Annotated in this window: 16 protein-coding genes, 1 tRNA gene and 4 pseudogenes; 6 read left to right on the forward strand and 15 right to left on the reverse strand. The window is 63.9% G+C overall.

The genetic code is table 11. The features are described 5' to 3' along the window. The 12 genes from nuoI to AOQ71_RS33340 form a co-directional block, all read right to left on the reverse strand. A partial coding sequence (nuoI, locus tag AOQ71_RS33285) for an NADH-quinone oxidoreductase subunit NuoI (RefSeq protein WP_057756755.1) occupies nt 1-472 on the reverse strand: 472 nt, incomplete at its 3' end. Nucleotides 473-486: 14 nt separating this feature from the next. Then, complete coding sequence (nuoH, locus tag AOQ71_RS33290) at nt 487-1,554, reverse strand: NADH-quinone oxidoreductase subunit NuoH (RefSeq protein WP_083514661.1); 1,068 nt, start codon at nt 1,552-1,554, stop codon at nt 487-489. 4 nt (nt 1,555-1,558) lie between these two features. Continuing rightward, nucleotides 1,559-3,634, reverse strand: coding sequence for an NADH-quinone oxidoreductase subunit NuoG (gene nuoG / locus AOQ71_RS33295; protein ID WP_057756199.1), 2,076 nt, complete (start codon nt 3,632-3,634; stop codon nt 1,559-1,561). Nucleotides 3,635-3,647: 13 nt separating this feature from the next. Continuing rightward, entirely contained in the window at nt 3,648-3,857 is a 210-nt protein-coding gene (locus AOQ71_RS33300) for a hypothetical protein (RefSeq protein ID WP_057756202.1), read from the reverse strand. 5 nt (nt 3,858-3,862) lie between these two features. Beyond that, nucleotides 3,863-5,188 carry an NADH-quinone oxidoreductase subunit NuoF gene (gene nuoF / locus AOQ71_RS33305; protein WP_057756205.1) on the reverse strand — a complete coding sequence of 442 codons (1,326 nt, stop codon included), beginning with the start codon at nt 5,186-5,188 and terminating at the stop codon, nt 3,863-3,865. 15 nt (nt 5,189-5,203) lie between these two features. After that, on the reverse strand, nt 5,204-5,407 hold the full coding sequence (locus tag AOQ71_RS33310; RefSeq protein WP_057756207.1) for a hypothetical protein: 204 nt from the start codon (nt 5,405-5,407) through the stop codon (nt 5,204-5,206). Beyond that, nucleotides 5,407-6,018 (reverse strand): NADH-quinone oxidoreductase subunit NuoE, encoded by a 612-nt coding sequence (nuoE, locus tag AOQ71_RS33315; protein WP_057756211.1) that lies wholly within the window; start codon nt 6,016-6,018, stop codon nt 5,407-5,409. The genes AOQ71_RS33310 and nuoE overlap by 1 nt, the downstream gene beginning before the upstream one ends. Before the next feature lie 11 nt (nt 6,019-6,029). After that, on the reverse strand, nt 6,030-6,992 hold the full coding sequence (locus AOQ71_RS33320; RefSeq protein ID WP_057756213.1) for an FkbM family methyltransferase: 963 nt from the start codon (nt 6,990-6,992) through the stop codon (nt 6,030-6,032). Next, nucleotides 6,992-8,188, reverse strand: coding sequence for an NADH-quinone oxidoreductase subunit D (locus tag AOQ71_RS33325; protein ID WP_057756216.1), 1,197 nt, complete (start codon nt 8,186-8,188; stop codon nt 6,992-6,994). The genes AOQ71_RS33320 and AOQ71_RS33325 overlap by 1 nt, the downstream gene beginning before the upstream one ends. A gap of 10 nt (nt 8,189-8,198) precedes the next feature. Further along, nucleotides 8,199-8,804, reverse strand: coding sequence for an NADH-quinone oxidoreductase subunit C (locus tag AOQ71_RS33330; protein WP_057756219.1), 606 nt, complete (start codon nt 8,802-8,804; stop codon nt 8,199-8,201). Between the two features lie 11 nt (nt 8,805-8,815). Further along, on the reverse strand, nt 8,816-9,403 hold the full coding sequence (locus tag AOQ71_RS33335; RefSeq protein ID WP_057756221.1) for a NuoB/complex I 20 kDa subunit family protein: 588 nt from the start codon (nt 9,401-9,403) through the stop codon (nt 8,816-8,818). Continuing rightward, complete coding sequence (locus AOQ71_RS33340) at nt 9,394-9,759, reverse strand: NADH-quinone oxidoreductase subunit A (protein ID WP_057756224.1); 366 nt, start codon at nt 9,757-9,759, stop codon at nt 9,394-9,396. The genes AOQ71_RS33335 and AOQ71_RS33340 overlap by 10 nt, the downstream gene beginning before the upstream one ends. A 163-nt stretch (nt 9,760-9,922) precedes the next feature. Between AOQ71_RS33340 and AOQ71_RS45590 the strand changes: the two genes are divergently transcribed. Further along, a complete protein-coding gene (locus AOQ71_RS45590; protein ID WP_157083743.1) occupies nt 9,923-10,081 on the forward strand; it encodes a hypothetical protein in 159 nt (52 codons plus the stop codon). 212 nt (nt 10,082-10,293) lie between these two features. On the opposite strand, the gene AOQ71_RS48995 is transcribed toward AOQ71_RS45590, so the two are convergent. Together AOQ71_RS48995 and AOQ71_RS49000 are read right to left on the reverse strand one after the other, a co-directional pair. Continuing rightward, a partial coding sequence (locus AOQ71_RS48995; RefSeq protein ID WP_245317299.1) for a MarR family winged helix-turn-helix transcriptional regulator occupies nt 10,294-10,606 on the reverse strand: 313 nt, incomplete at its 5' end. 1 nt (nt 10,607) lies between these two features. Then, nucleotides 10,608-10,812: pseudogene (locus AOQ71_RS49000) on the reverse strand (MarR family winged helix-turn-helix transcriptional regulator); the annotation flags it as partial. Between the two features lie 196 nt (nt 10,813-11,008). Here AOQ71_RS49000 and AOQ71_RS49005 point away from each other — a divergent pair. Both AOQ71_RS49005 and AOQ71_RS49010 read left to right on the forward strand, forming a co-directional pair. After that, nucleotides 11,009-11,831, forward strand: a pseudogene (locus tag AOQ71_RS49005) (Rieske 2Fe-2S domain-containing protein); the annotation flags it as partial. Nucleotides 11,832-11,833: 2 nt separating this feature from the next. After that, a pseudogene (locus AOQ71_RS49010) lies at nt 11,834-12,201 on the forward strand (SRPBCC family protein); the annotation flags it as partial. A 212-nt stretch (nt 12,202-12,413) separates the two neighbouring features. On the opposite strand, the pseudogene AOQ71_RS33355 reads toward AOQ71_RS49010, so the two are convergent. Next, a pseudogene (locus AOQ71_RS33355) lies at nt 12,414-13,196 on the reverse strand (alpha/beta fold hydrolase); the annotation flags it as partial. A gap of 214 nt (nt 13,197-13,410) precedes the next feature. Between AOQ71_RS33355 and AOQ71_RS33360 the strand changes: the two are divergent. The 3 genes from AOQ71_RS33360 to AOQ71_RS33370 all read left to right on the forward strand — a co-directional run bounded on the left by AOQ71_RS33360 (nt 13,411) and on the right by AOQ71_RS33370 (nt 14,347). Continuing rightward, on the forward strand, nt 13,411-13,614 hold the full coding sequence (locus tag AOQ71_RS33360) for a hypothetical protein (RefSeq protein WP_057756230.1): 204 nt from the start codon (nt 13,411-13,413) through the stop codon (nt 13,612-13,614). 156 nt (nt 13,615-13,770) lie between these two features. Continuing rightward, nucleotides 13,771-13,847: transfer RNA gene (locus tag AOQ71_RS33365), tRNA-Asp, on the forward strand. 200 nt (nt 13,848-14,047) lie between these two features. Then, nucleotides 14,048-14,347, forward strand: coding sequence for an HU family DNA-binding protein (locus AOQ71_RS33370; RefSeq protein WP_057756233.1), 300 nt, complete (start codon nt 14,048-14,050; stop codon nt 14,345-14,347). Nucleotides 14,348-14,435: the final 88 nt, after the last annotated feature.

Below are 14,435 nucleotides of genomic sequence, written 5' to 3' on the forward strand. Positions count from 1 at the left end.
CGAGCTCGATCGCTTTCGCGATCTCGCGTTCCCAGCGGTCGCCGTTGGCGAGCAGCTTGGCCTTGTCATAGAACAGTTCCTCGCGGGTCTCGGTCGCGAATTCGAAGTTCGGACCTTCGACGATGGCGTCGACCGGACAGGCCTCCTGGCAGAGGCCGCAATAGATGCACTTCACCATGTCGATGTCGTAGCGCACGGTGCGGCGGGTGCCGTCGTTGCGGCGCGGGCCGGCCTCGATGGTGATGGCCTGCGCCGGGCAGACCGCTTCGCACAGCTTGCAGGCAATACAGCGCTCTTCGCCGTTCGGATAGCGGCGCAGCGCATGCTCGCCGCGGAAGCGCGGCGAGATCGGGCCCTTCTCGAACGGATAGTTCAGCGTCGGCTTCGGCTGAAAGAAATAGCGCATGGCGAGGAAGAACGCCGAGACGAATTCCGACAGCAGAAGCGAGCGCGCGGTGGCGTTGATGTTGATACCCATGACGGCCCTCACTTCGGCGCGATGCCGGCGAATTGCAGCACGCCCGCCACCACCACCACCATCACCAGCGAGAGCGGCAGGAACACCTTCCAGCCGAGGCGCATCAGTTGGTCGTAGCGGTAGCGCGGCACGATCGCCTTTGCCATCGCGAACAGGAAGAACATGAAGAACAGTTTCAGCGAGAACCAGATGATCCCCGGCACCCAGTTGAACGGCGGCAGGTCCACCGGGGGCAGCCAGCCTCCGAGGAAGAGGATCGTGGCCATCGCGCACATGGTGACGATCGCGACGTACTCGCCGAGCATGAACAAGAGATACGGCGTCGAGCCGTATTCGACCATGAAGCCGGCGACCAGCTCGGATTCAGCTTCGACGAGGTCGAAGGGCGGACGGTTGGTTTCCGCCAGCGCCGAGACGTAGAACACCACGAACATCGGGAACAGCGGCCAGACGTACCAGTTCAGGATGGTGAGCTGCGGCAGCCCGATCAGGCTGGCAAGGCCGCGGACATGCTGGGCCTCGACCACGGCCGACAGGTTCAGCGTGCCGGCGCAGAGCAGCACGGTGATGATGACGAAGCCGATCGAGACTTCGTAGGACACCATCTGCGCCGCCGAGCGCAGCGCGGCCAGGAACGGATACTTCGAGTTCGACGACCAGCCGGCCATGATGATGCCGTAGATCGACAGCGACGAGATCGCGAAGATGAAGAGGATGCCGACATTGATGTCGGAGATCACCCAGCCGAGATCGGTCGGGATCACCGCCCAGGCCGCCAGCGCGAGCACGCAGGACACCAAGGGCGCCAGCAGGAATACGCCCTTGTTGGCGCCTGACGGAATGATCGGCTCCTTCAGCACGAATTTGAGCAGGTCGGCGAAGGACTGGAACAGGCCCCAGGGCCCGACCACGTTCGGGCCGCGGCGGATCTGCACCGCCGCCCAGATCTTGCGGTCGGCCAGCAAAATGTAGGCGATCGCGATCAAGAGCACGACGAGCACCAGCACGCTCTCCGCGATCATGATGATCAGCGGCCAGAGGAAGCCGGTCCAGAATGCGCTTTCGAAGAATTCCATCAGCTCACTCCGCTGCGGTCAGCATCTGCCCGGAGGCAAGCCGCGAGCATTCCGCCATCACGGCGGACGCACGCGCGATTGGGTTGGTCAAATAGAAGTCCTCGATGACAGGCTTGAACGGCGCCTTCTCGGGCGAGCCGCCCTTCCCGGCCAGCTTCTTGATCTGGTCGGCGGAGCCGGCTTCGATCTGGTCGAGACGGATCAGATGCGGCACGGCCTTGAAGATCGCCTGGCGCAGCGCGCTAAGAGAGTCATAGCCGAGCTTCTTGCCGAGCGCCTCCGAGAGCGCACGGACGATCGCCCAGTCCTCGCGGGCTTCGCCGGGCGGGAACGCGGCACGACCGGTCATCTGCACGCGACCTTCGGTGTTGACGTAGATCGCTGATTTCTCGGTGTAGGCGGCCGCCGGCAGGATCACGTCGGCGCGATGCGCGCCACGGTCGCCATGGGTGCCGATGTAGACGACGAAAGTGCCGTCCGGCGCCTTGATCTCGTCCGCGCCGAGCAGGAACAAGAGGTCCAGCGTGCCGAACGTTGTCATCTGCGCGGCGTTGAGCCCGCCCTGACCGGGGACGAAGCCGATGTCGAGCGCGCCGACCCGCGAGGCGGTCTCGTGCAGCACGCCGAAGCCGTTCCAGCCGTCCTTCACCGCGCCGACGTCGAGCGCGAGCTTGGCGGCGGCAGCCAGAATGGCAGCGCCGTCGTGGCGCGCGGCCGCGCCTGCGCCAACGAGAATGATCGGGTTCTTGGCGTTCTTCAGCACGTCCATGAAGGAATGCTTGCCGGCGGCGAGCTCACCGAGCGTCTCGGTGCCTGCGCCGAGATGGTCATAGTCATAGGTGAGATCGACCTTGGCGCCGATCACGCCGACCTTGAAGCCGCCGGCGCGCCAGCGCTTGCGGATGCGGGCGTTGAACACGGCCGCCTCCTTTCGCGGATTGGCGCCGATGATGAGCAGCGCATCCGCCTGCTCGACCCCTGCCAGCGTCGGGTTGAAGATGTAGGAGCCGCGGCCGAGCGCGGGATCGAAGGCGTCGCCACCCTGCACCGCCAGGTTAGCCGAGCCGAATTTGGCGAGCAGGTCTTTCAGCGCGAACATCTCTTCGACGCCGGCGAGATCGCCGGCGATCGCGCCGATGCGCTTGCCGTCGGTGCGCGCCGCCTTGGAGGCGATCGCCGCAAAGGCTTCCTGCCAGCTCGCCGCACGCAGCTTGCCGGCTTCGCGGATATAGGGCCGGTCGAGGCGCTGGGTGCGCAGACCGTCGACGATGTGGCGGGTCTTGTCGGAGATCCACTCTTCGTTCACGGCCTCGTTGATGCGCGGCAGCACGCGCATCACCTCACGGCCGCGGGTGTCGACGCGGATCGCCGAGCCCACGCCGTCCATGACGTCGATCGACTGGGTCTTGCCGAGCTCCCAGGGCCGCGCAGCGAAAGCATAAGGTTTCGAGGTCAGTGCGCCGACCGGGCAGATGTCGACGAGATTGCCTTGCAGCTCCGAGGTCAGCGCGTGCTCGAGATAGGTCGTGATCTCCATGTCCTCGCCGCGCCCCGTCGCGCCCATTTCGGGAGCGCCGGCGACTTCCGCCGAGAAGCGGACGCAGCGCGTGCACTGGATGCAGCGGTTCATCGAGGTCTTGACCAGCGCGCCGAGATACTTGTCCTCGACCGCGCGCTTGTTCTCGGCGAAGCGGCTGGTGTCGACACCGTAGCCCATCGCCTGGTCCTGCAGGTCGCACTCGCCGCCCTGGTCGCAGATCGGGCAGTCCAGCGGATGGTTGATCAGAAGGAATTCCATCACGCCTTCGCGTGCCTTCTTCACCATCGGCGAACGCGTCGAAATCTCCGGCGGCTCGCCCTTCGGGCCCGGACGGCAATCACGCACGCCCCAGGCGCAGGATGCGACCGGTTTCGGGCCGCCCTTCACCTCGACGAGGCACATCCGGCAATTGCCGGCGATCGACAGGCGCTCGTGGTAGCAGAAGCGCGGAATCTCGGCGCCGGCCGCCTCGCACGCCTGAAGCAGCGTGTAATCGGCGGGGACATCGATCTCTTTGCCGTCGATGATGAGCTTGGTCATTGGCTCAATTCTCTCAATGCGATGCGTCGGTCAGCTCGAGGCGTCTCTCGATCCGGTCGACGCGAATCTCCAGCCGATCAAGTCTACGTTTCACTCCGGCCAAGCCCTCTTCCGTCGCGGTTACGGGCACCTTTAGATCCTGCAGATCGTCTGCCATCCGCTCGGTTCGCTGATCGATCTTGCGCAGCAAGGCAAGCACGATGTTGTCGGGTTCGTCGGTCATTCTCTCTACTCCGCCGCGACCATGTTCACGGGATCGCGGACGCCGATGTCATCGACATCGGCCTTGTGCGAATACTGGTCGATGCGCGCTTCGATCTCGTGACGGAAATGCGTGATCAGGCCCTGGATCGGCCAGGCGGCCGCATCGCCGAGCGCGCAGATGGTGTGGCCCTCGATCTGTTTTGTCACCTCGAGCAGCATGTCGATTTCGCGCTTATGCGCACGGCCTTCAGCCATGCGGGTCAAGACGCGCCACATCCAGCCCGTGCCCTCGCGGCACGGCGTGCACTGGCCGCAGCTCTCATGCTTGTAGAAATAGGAGATGCGCGCGATGGCGCGGATCAAATCGGTCGACTTGTCCATCACGATCACGGCCGCGGTGCCGAGACCCGAGCGCAGCTTGCTCAGGCTGTCGAAATCCATCGGCGTGTCGATGATCTGCTCGGCTGGCACCATGCGCACCGACGAGCCGCCGGGGATCACGGCCTTGAGGTTGTCCCAGCCGCCGCGAACGCCGCCGCAATGCTTGTCGATCAGCTCACGGAACGGAATGCCCATGGCCTCTTCGACGTTGCAGGGCCGCTCGACATGACCGGAGATGCAGAACAGCTTGGTGCCGACATTGTTCGGACGGCCGATGCCGGCGAACCAGGCCGCGCCGCGGCGCAGGATGTCCGGGGCAACGGCGATGGACTCGACGTTGTTGACGGTGGTCGGGCAGCCGAACAGGCCGACATTGGCCGGGAACGGCGGCTTCAGGCGCGGCTGGCCCTTCTTGCCTTCGAGGCTTTCGAGCAGCGCGGTCTCCTCGCCGCAGATATAGGCACCGGCGCCGTGCGCGACATAGAGGTCGAACGGCCAGCCGTTGACGTTGTCCTTGCCGATCAGCTTGGCCTCATAGGCCTGGTCGATCGCGGCCTGCAGGCGCTCGCGCTCGCGGATGAACTCGCCGCGGACATAGATGTAGCAGGCATGCGCGTTCATCGCGAAGCTCGCGATCAGGCAGCCCTCGACCAGGAGATGCGGATCGTGCCGCATGATCTCGCGGTCCTTGCAGGTGCCGGGCTCGGATTCGTCGGCATTAACGACGAGATAGCTCGGACGGCCGTCGGTGGATTCCTTCGGCATGAAGGACCACTTCAGACCGGTCGGGAAGCCGGCGCCGCCACGGCCGCGCAGCCCCGAGGCCTTCATCTCGTTGATGATCCAGTCGCGGCCCTTGTCGATGATGTTCTTGGTGCCATCCCAGGCGCCGCGGCGCCGCGCGCCCTCGAGCCCCCAATCGTGGAGGCCGTAGAGGTTCTTGAAGATACGGTCCTTGTCCTCGAGCATATCAGTGCTTTCCGATCAACGGTTGGCCTGCTTGTAGGCAAGCCCGGCGGCGCAGACGGCGAAGGTCAGCGCCCAGAGCAGACTGGTTTCCTGCGTCGCGTTCATCACGAAGCGCTGCAGCAGGAACATGAAGGTGGCGGCGAGCGCGGCGTGCATGGCGATGAAGCCAACTTTCTTCACGGCTTCGCTCCCACGGTTCGCCTTGGACGGAAGACCCATCAGGAGGTCTCCTTCAGCGTGGTCGGCCCGCCCATCGGTGCGGAGAACTGGCGGCCGTTCTGCGGGCCGGGCTTGGGCGGGTTGCCCGAGGCAAAGCCGTCGAGCACCTTGCCAAAGCTTTCCGCGGTCAGGTCCTCATAGGTGTCCTTGCCGATCAGCACCATCGGCGCGTTCACGCAGGCCCCGAGGCACTCCACCTCTTCCCAGCTGAAATTGCCGTCCTTGGAGAGGTGGAAGGGATCGTGATGGATCCGGCTCTCGCAGACATGGATCAGCTCTTCGGCACCGCGCAGCCGGCACGGCGTGGTGCCGCAGACCTGGACGTGGGCCTTCTTGCCGACCGGTGCGAGCTGGAACATTGTGTAGAAGGTCGCGACCTCGAGCACGCGGATATAGGGCATGTCGAGCAGGTCGGCGACGGCGCGGATCGCGGCTTCCGACACCCAGCCCTCGTGCTGTTCCTGGACGCGCCAGAGAATGGCGATGACGGCCGAGGCCTGGCGTCCGGCCGGATATTTCGCGATCTGCTGCTTGGCGAACGCGAGGTTCTCCTCCGTGAACGTAAAGCTCGCGGGCTGGACTTCCTTCGGTGCTAATCGGCGAACGGACATCTCTTAATCTCTCACTGCATACGGCGCGCGTTTTTGGCGTTCAGGGCATCGATCCTGTCCCGCCAGAACGCGCTTGCGGTGCCGAAAACGTTGTAGCCGACATGGGTCGAGACCTTGATGCGGTCGAGGATCGACAGCTCGGTCACGGTCTCCAGCCGGTTGGTGCGCGGATCGAGCACGATCAGCTTCAAGGGGGTTTGTTCGAGGATGTAGCGCGACACCGCATGCGAGCGGTCGCTGCCGTGCTCCTCGCACATGATGACGCTGTCGGTCTGAAGCAGGCGGGCGCCGCCCTTGATCGCCTCGATCTCGACGCCCTCGACGTCGAGCTTGATCAGGTATTTGCCAGTCGCTGCAACCTTGCCGTCGTCGATCAGGTCGTCGAGCGCAAGGACAGGCACTTCTTCACCGCCAGCCGACGCGGCGCCGGCGATGCTGAAGGCTTCGTGCTTGGTGCCGGAGAGACGCGCGGTGCCGCGGGCGGCGCCGATCGCGCACTTCATGGTCTCGAAGCGATTGCCGTTGATGCGGGCATTGTTGGCGAGCTTCGGATAGTTCTGGCCCGACGGCTCGATCGCGATCGCCTTGTGCGCGCCGAACGGCCTGCTCGATACCAGTACCGACCAGTAGCCGTAATTGGCGCCGCAATCGAGCAACGTGTAATCGACGTCGATGGAGTCGGCGAACAACAGCTCCAGCTCGTCCTCGTAGCAATAGGAACGGTTGAGCAGCTTGCTCCAATAGCCATCGCCGTAAGGAAATTCGAACACCGCGTCCGGGTTGAGCTTGATGGCAATGTTGCGCTCGGGCAGCGTCTTCCGCAGCAAATTCGCGCAGGCGATGTACCCCATATGCGAGAAATGCGAGGAGATCTTCGATCCCGTCACCAGCGCCAAGGCAGCCGTCCGCTCCCACAGGTTGGCCCCTTCAAGGGCCCCCGAGGCACGGTCAAACTGGATTGGCGCCTGCGCCATCACCGATCGACCTCTCCGAACACGATGTCGAGCGAGCCGAGAATGGCCGAGACGTCGGCGAGCAGATGGCCGCGGCAGATGTGGTCCATCGCCTGGAGATGGGCAAAGCCCGGCGCGCGGATCTTGCACTTGTAGGGCTTGTTGGTGCCGTCAGAGACGAGATAGACGCCGAACTCGCCCTTGGGCGCCTCGACCGCGGCGTAGACTTCGCCTTCCGGCACATGAACGCCTTCGGTGTAGAGCTTGAAGTGGTGGATCAACGCTTCCATCGAGCGCTTCATCTCGCCACGACGGGGCGGTGCGACCTTGTTGTCCTCGACGACGACGGGGCCCTTGCCGTCAGGTGCGTTCAGCTTCTGGATACACTGCTTCATGATGCGCACGGCCTGACGCATCTCTTCCATGCGGATCAGGTAACGGTCGTAGCAATCGCCGTTCTTGCCGATCGGAATGTCGAAATCCATCTCGGCGTAGCACTCATAGGGCTGCGACTTGCGCAGGTCCCAGGCAGCGCCCGAGCCGCGCACCATCACGCCCGAAAAACCCCACTCCCAGGCTTCCTTCAGCGACACCACGCCGATGTCGACGTTGCGCTGCTTGAAGATGCGGTTGGCAGTGAGCAGGCGGTCGAGGTCGTCCACGACTTTCAGGAACGGATCGCACCAGGCCTCGATATCGTCGATCAGCTTCTGCGGCAGGTCCTGATGCACGCCGCCGACGCGGAAGTAGGCTGCATGCATACGGCTGCCCGAGGCGCGCTCGTAGAACACCATCAGCTTCTCGCGCTCTTCAAAACCCCACAGCGGCGGGGTCAGGGCGCCGACGTCCATCGCCTGCGTGGTGACGTTGAGAAGGTGCGAGAGAATGCGGCCGATCTCGCAATAGAGCACGCGGATCAGCTGGCCGCGGCGCGGCACCTCGATGCCGAGCAGCTTTTCGGCGGCTAAGCAGAAGGCGTGCTCCTGGTTCATCGGCGCGACGTAGTCGAGCCGGTCGAAATAAGGGATCGCCTGTAGATAGGTCTTCTGCTCGATCAGCTTCTCGGTGCCGCGGTGCAAGAGACCGATATGCGGGTCGACGCGCGCGACGACCTCACCATCCAATTCAAGCACAAGACGAAGAACGCCATGCGCCGCCGGATGCTGCGGTCCGAAGTTGATCGTAAAGTTGCGAAGGTTTTCAGGTTGCTCGTTCATGACGCGCTACTCACTGCTTCGCCTTCTCGTCGCCGGGAAGTGGATAGTCCGCCCCTTCCCACGGCGAGAGGAAATCGAACTTGCGGAATTCCTGGTTGAGCCGGACGGGCTCGTACACCACGCGCTTCTCCTGGTCGTCGTAGCGGACCTCGAGGAAGCCGGTCAGCGGGAAATCCTTGCGCAGCGGATGCCCCTCGAAGCCGTAATCGGTGAGGATGCGTCGCATGTCGGGATGACCGACGAAGAACACGCCATAGAGGTCGTAGGCCTCGCGCTCGAACCAGTCGGCGCCGGGGAACACCTCGATCAGCGACGGCACCTGCGTGGTCTCGTCGGCCTGGGCCTTGAGGCGGATGCGGGTGTTCAGGGTGGGTGACAGGAAATGATAGATCACGTCGAAACGCTTTTCGCGCGACGGATAGTCGGTCGCCGTGATGTCGGTGAAGTTGACGAAACGGCAGTTCGGATCGTCGCGGAGGTACTTGACCACCTCGACGATCTTGGCGACCTCGACATCGACCGTGAGCTGGTTGAAGGCCACCTGATAGCCGGTGGCGGCGCCCGGAAGCGCGCTCACGATCGTCTGCCCCAGGGCGTCGAGCTTGGCGTCGTCCATGACGTAAAACCTTAGCGTTCGATGGTGCCGATGCGGCGGATCTTCTTCTGCAGCAGCAGCACGCCGTAGAGCAGCGCTTCCGCCGTGGGCGGACAGCCCGGCACGTAGATGTCGATCGGCACGATGCGGTCGCAGCCGCGCACGACCGAGTAGGAATAGTGATAATAGCCGCCGCCATTGGCGCAGGAGCCCATCGAGATGACGTAGCGCGGCTCGGGCATCTGGTCGTAGACCTTGCGCAGCGCCGGCGCCATCTTGTTGGTCAGCGTGCCCGCGACGATCATCACGTCGGACTGGCGCGGCGAGGCACGCGGCGCAAAGCCGAAGCGCTCGACGTCATAACGCGGCATCGACACCTGCATCATCTCGACAGCGCAGCAGGCGAGACCGAAGGTCATCCACATCAGCGAGCCGGTGCGCGCCCAGGTGATGAGATCGTCGGTCGCGGCCGTGAAGAAGCCCTTGTCGGACAGCTCGGAATTGACCTCGAGGAAGAACGGATCATTGGCCCCGACCGGCTTTCCGGTGGAGGGATCCAGAATGCCCTTGGGGGCCGGCGCGATGGCCGGGCCAGCGGACCGCACAGGGTTCAATCCCATTCGAGTGCCCCTTTCTTCCATTCATAGGCGAAGCCGACTGTCAGCACGGCGAGGAACACCAGCATGGACCAGAAGCCGGTCGCGCCAAGCTTGCCGAACGCCACCGCCCAGGGAAACAGGAACGCCACCTCGAGGTCGAAGATGATGAAGAGGATCGCGACCAGATAGAAGCGGACGTCGAACTTCATGCGGGCATCGTCGAAGGCGTTGAAACCGCACTCATACGCCGACAGCTTTTCCGGGTCCGGCTGCTGGAACGCCACGATGAAGGGCGCCATCAGAAGCACCAGGCCGATGATGGCCGCTACCCCTATAAAGACGACGAGTGGAAGATAGTTCTGTAGAATGCCGCTCATTGACGAGCCCTTTTTCCCGCAGCCTCGGGACAGCCACGGATTCGTCCGATTTGGAATTATTCTGAGCCTTAGCGCAGTGCACCAATGGGCGCAAGACACGCTCTTTTCAGGCCCTTTCCTGCTCCCGGACCGGTGGAAATCCCGGAATCACCCCGCGGCTGGTATGAAGCAGATCGCCGGACGCGACAAGGGCGGCCACAGCTTTGCAGGGCAGCTGTTCTGGGATTGCGGCGGACGGACCGCGCCCCGCTATTTGCCGCCGATCGTCCCAGAAAATGGCCCGATTTTTTGGCTGCGGCGACGCACCCAACGCAGCCAATGACCGCGATCGTGGCCCCGACTGTCACCCGAGCGACATACTGGACCACATTCCCCCGAGCAGCGCAGCCAACAGACCCGTGACGGTCGCGGCCGCGAGCACGCCTGGTACCGCAAAGAAGCATATCCAAAGGCCGCGCGGTCAGGCGAGCCATGCATCACGACGGGGCCGAGCCTCGTTTGGCGAATGCGTCATGTCCGGAGATGACCGAACGATCAGTGCGCATCCTTCTCGGCCTCGAGCATCGCCTCCGCGGTCGCGGTGAGACGATCGATCTGAGCGAGCAGCGTCTCGAGCTCGTCCTTGCTCAATTGCGCCAGCAGTATCCGGTTGCGCTCCTGCGCGCCTTCGACGATCACATCATGCGCGGCGAGGCCTGCCGGCGTCAGCGACACCAGCACCTCGCGGCTATCCCTGGGATTTGCCGACTTCTCGATCAGCTTGCGCGCGACCAGCTCAGCCAATGCACGGCTGATCTGGCCCTTGTCCTGGCCGACGGCTTCGGCGAGCCGCGCCACGCTCATCGGCNGCGGCCGCCGGCCAAGCGAGGCGACCAGACCGAACTCGACCGACGACAACCCAGCGAGACGCTTGTAGCGCAGGATGGCACCGCGCTTGAGCAGATTGGCAAGCACGATCAGCCGCGACGACAGCATCTCGGTGATCGGGGCCGGCGAATGATTGTCGTCCGTATCGGACGATACACGCCCGTCCCTGCTCACAGTCTGGCTCATGGCTCACCTCTGCCAAGAAAGCCAGGACGTGCCAAGTGGTCGTAGAGCCTTGGTAGCGCAACCTCTCCAATCTGTTCCGAATGCGACCGGGAGGTCTCCGGGAAGATCGTTGACATTGTCATCTAATTATTTTCCACTGGGTCAACGCATTGAAAACGACCCGGCCTACCCAAGGGCAGCGGCGGGAGGAACCAGCATGACGACCACCCAGCGCGATCGCGATTTCGGCACGGCCTATGCGATGAAGCCGGCGCAGACGCGCACCGAGCTCACTTCGGTCGTACGCGGCACGCCGATGGGCGAACTGCTGCGCCGCTACTGGCATCCGATCGGGCTCACCGGCGATTCCACCGACACGCCGAAGAAAGTCCGCGCGCTCGGCGAAGATTTGATCCTGTTCCGCGACAAGCACGGCCGCGCCGGCCTGCTCCACGCGCGCTGCTGCCACCGCGGCACCACGCTCTATTACGGCAAGGTCGAGGAGGACGGCATCCGCTGCTGCTATCACGGCTGGAAGTTCGACACCGAGGGCCTTTGCCTGGAGCAGCCGTGCGAGCCCGATGGCGGCCAGTTCAAGGACAAGGTGCGCCAGCCCTGGTATCCCGTCGCGGAACGTTACGGGCTGATCTTCGCCTATATGGGCCCGGCCGAGAGACGTCCGGTCCTGCCGCGCTATGAGTGCCTCGAAAACATGGACGACGGCGAGTTCGTCGAGGCGGACGATTCATCGATCGGCGGCGGCGGACCGGCGATCATTCCCTGCAACTGGCTGCAGCATTTCGAGAACGTGGTCGATCCCTATCACGTGCCGGTGCTGCACGGCTCGTTCTCGGGCCGCAATTCACCAACATGATGGCCGCGATGCCGGAGGTGACGTTCGACAAGACGCCGCGCGGCATCGCCGTTCGCTCGATCCGCAAGCAGGACGATGGCCGTGTGTTCTACCGCGTCACCGAAGCCGCCCTGCCCACGCTGCGCGTGGTGCCCAATCCGCGCGTGGCGCAATTCGCCCGTGTCGANNAGTCGATCGGCTGGACGCTGCCGATCGACGACACCTCCTTCCGCATCTATGTTGCCGGTCGCGTCAAGACATCAGGCGACATCGGCCGCATGCGCTCGACGTTCAACGGCAAATTCTGGTGGGACATGACGAAGGAAGAGCACCAGCAATTCCCCGGCGACTACGAAGCCCAGGTCGGCCAGGGCCCGGTGACCGTTCATTCCGAGGAACATTTCGGCCAGAGCGACCGCGGCATCCTGATGATCCGGCGCATGCTGGGCGAGCAGTTGGAAGCGATGAAAGCGGGCCGTGACCCGATCGGCGTGTCCTTCGATGCGAACATGCCGCCAATAGAGTTTGAAGCGGGGAATTACATCCGCGAAGGCTGACGCAGCCCATGATGGGCCGTGCGCTATTCCCTGCTCTCCGCAGCGGTCACGACCACGCTCGGCGCGCTTCTGTTCATCTGGGCGGCGCGGACCCTCCGCGCCGACATCGTCAGGGCGAGCTGAGCTTCCCTCAAGCCGCCATGAAGGCGAGCATGTCCGCAATGACCCGCTCGCCATGCGTCAGCGGCAGCGGATGCGGGCCGCCTTCGTAGACAACGAGCCTGCTGCCCTTGATCAGCTTTGCGGTCTTGCGCCCCTGTCAACGGCAGCGGCGCGCTGGCATCCTTGTCGCCATGGAGGATCAGCGTCGGGCGATCGATGCTGGCGGCAGCCGCGCGCAGATCGGAGAAGGAGATGGTCTTGCGGCATGCCAGCGCCACCGGCAGCGGCACGCGCATCATCATGTCGCGGATCCAGCTCCGCGTGATCTCCGGTGTCTCGGGCAGGAAGAATGGCGCTTCGTTCGCTGCGATCCATTTGGCGAAGTCGCGGGCGATGGCTGTGTGGCCCGCCTCGATCATCTCCCTCGGCACCGCATCCGGATTGTCCTCGGTCTGGACCAGGAACGGCGTCGTCGGCGCGACCAGCACCAGCCGAGCGATCCGGTCCGAGCCATATCGTCCGAGATAGTTCACTGCCTCGACCGTCCCCATCGAGAAGCCGACCAGCGTGACGTCGCGCAGATCGCGAGCCTCGATCACCGCCGCGACGTCGTCGGTCAGGGTCTCCAGGTCATAACCCGTGGACGGCATCTCGGACCGGCCATGCCCGCGCCGATCAGGCGCAACGCAACGAAAGCCCTTCGCAGTGAGAGCTTCGATGTGACTGCCCCAGATGCTGGCATCGAAAGTCCAGGCCGACAGCAGCAGCACCGGTTTTCCGTTGCCCCAGTCCTGCACGAACAGCTTGGTGCCGTCCCTGGCGGTCACATAGGGCGATCGCGCCGCCGGCTGGGCGGTTTCGAGGAGCGAGGCTTGGATGGCTGGACGGTTCATGGGGCTTCTCCCTTGCCGGATGGTTCGCGGCGATGGAAGCGATCATGACGAGGGGATTACGCCCGCGCGATTACGCGGCAGGTAAGACTGCCCAGGACGAAGCGGCGAAATGGGGAGAATGAAACCATTTTGCGGAACCGCGAAACGATCCGGAAACAGATGATCCTTAAGACGTCAGCCTGCAGACGGCGCCAAAGCCCGTCGGGAGGCTTCGATGAACCACTCAATTCACTCTGCAGATCGGGGTACCCACCTGAAGATCGTGGTGGTGGCGCTGGTGGCCGGCATCGCAGTCGCCGCCTTCGGGATCGCAGCCCGCACCAATGCCGAATTCAGCCAGACCGCCCAGTCCACCCATGTGATCAAGGCCGGCAAGCCGGTGGCGGTCACGAGTTCGGGGGCCGCCGAGATTCGCTGATACGCCCTATTCCGGGCTGACCAGAGGCCGCCGTCCGGCGGCCTTTTTCGTTTTCCCAGGCAATGCTTAGCCGAGACGCTCCGGCGCATCGCAACGTCCTTGACTTCACCAAGCCCCGCCTTTAAGTCCCCCCTCGTTCCGCGGACATCGCGTCACGCGGGAGTAGCTCAGTTGGTTAGAGCGCCGGCCTGTCACGCCGGAGGTCGCGGGTTCGAGCCCCGTCTCTCGCGCCATTTTTGGCAATCCCTTCATCGTCTTAGCTCGAAATTCTCGACGCCTTTCCCGGCTGCGCCGGCTGTTCTCGGCACGCCGACGGAACCCTCGGCATAGTCAGCCCACGTCCGAATCGTCTACGCCTTCCAGGAACTTAGGGGATCCCCGCGCTTTTCCGGTTTTTCCGGGGCTTCCCTGGCAATCGAGGAGGCCAGACAGCATGGCGAAGAAGGCAGCCAGTCCCGTCACCATCACCCTCAAACACCTTGCAGCCGATATCGCGGAACGCCAGGACGTCTCCAAGAAGCATGCCGAGGCCGTCCTGACCGACATGGTCAACCTCATCACCAAGCACCTGAAGAAGGGTGACCGCGTCCGCATTGTCGGGCTTGGCATCCTCCAGGTCCGCAAGCGCGCCGCCCGCACCGGCCGGAATCCGGCCACGGGCGAAGCCATCCACATCAAGGCCAGCAAGAAGGTCGCGTTCCGCCCGGTCAAGGAGCTGAAAGAGGCGATCTGAGCGCTTACGCCTCGTTAAGCCTGATCCGGCGTCTCGCACGCCGCAACGCCGCCGCTTTCTGGTATATCGATGCTTCCCAGCATCTGCT

Source organism: Bradyrhizobium manausense (assembly GCF_001440035.1).
Lineage (GTDB): Bacteria > Pseudomonadota > Alphaproteobacteria > Rhizobiales > Xanthobacteraceae > Bradyrhizobium > Bradyrhizobium manausense.

What these genes read in the sequence shown, in the direction of transcription:
- nuoG (WP_057756199.1), bottom strand. Translation starts at nt 3,634, where the DNA reads ATGACCAAGCTCATCATCGACGGCAAAGAGATCGATGTCCCCGCCGAT.
- AOQ71_RS33370 (WP_057756233.1), top strand. Translation starts at nt 14,048, where the DNA reads ATGGCGAAGAAGGCAGCCAGTCCCGTCACCATCACCCTCAAACACCTT.
- AOQ71_RS33300 (WP_057756202.1), bottom strand. Translation starts at nt 3,857, where the DNA reads ATGACCGACGAACCCGACAACATCGTGCTTGCCTTGCTGCGCAAGATC.
- AOQ71_RS33325 (WP_057756216.1), bottom strand. Translation starts at nt 8,188, where the DNA reads ATGAACGAGCAACCTGAAAACCTTCGCAACTTTACGATCAACTTCGGA.
- AOQ71_RS45590 (WP_157083743.1), top strand. Translation starts at nt 9,923, where the DNA reads ATGAAGCAGATCGCCGGACGCGACAAGGGCGGCCACAGCTTTGCAGGG.
- AOQ71_RS33320 (WP_057756213.1), bottom strand. Translation starts at nt 6,992, where the DNA reads ATGGCGCAGGCGCCAATCCAGTTTGACCGTGCCTCGGGGGCCCTTGAA.
- AOQ71_RS33335 (WP_057756221.1), bottom strand. Translation starts at nt 9,403, where the DNA reads ATGGGATTGAACCCTGTGCGGTCCGCTGGCCCGGCCATCGCGCCGGCC.
- AOQ71_RS33360 (WP_057756230.1), top strand. Translation starts at nt 13,411, where the DNA reads ATGAACCACTCAATTCACTCTGCAGATCGGGGTACCCACCTGAAGATC.
- nuoH (WP_083514661.1), bottom strand. Translation starts at nt 1,554, where the DNA reads ATGGAATTCTTCGAAAGCGCATTCTGGACCGGCTTCCTCTGGCCGCTG.
- nuoE (WP_057756211.1), bottom strand. Translation starts at nt 6,018, where the DNA reads ATGTCCGTTCGCCGATTAGCACCGAAGGAAGTCCAGCCCGCGAGCTTT.
- nuoF (WP_057756205.1), bottom strand. Translation starts at nt 5,188, where the DNA reads ATGCTCGAGGACAAGGACCGTATCTTCAAGAACCTCTACGGCCTCCAC.
- AOQ71_RS33310 (WP_057756207.1), bottom strand. Translation starts at nt 5,407, where the DNA reads ATGGGTCTTCCGTCCAAGGCGAACCGTGGGAGCGAAGCCGTGAAGAAA.
- AOQ71_RS33340 (WP_057756224.1), bottom strand. Translation starts at nt 9,759, where the DNA reads ATGAGCGGCATTCTACAGAACTATCTTCCACTCGTCGTCTTTATAGGG.
- AOQ71_RS33330 (WP_057756219.1), bottom strand. Translation starts at nt 8,804, where the DNA reads ATGGACGACGCCAAGCTCGACGCCCTGGGGCAGACGATCGTGAGCGCG.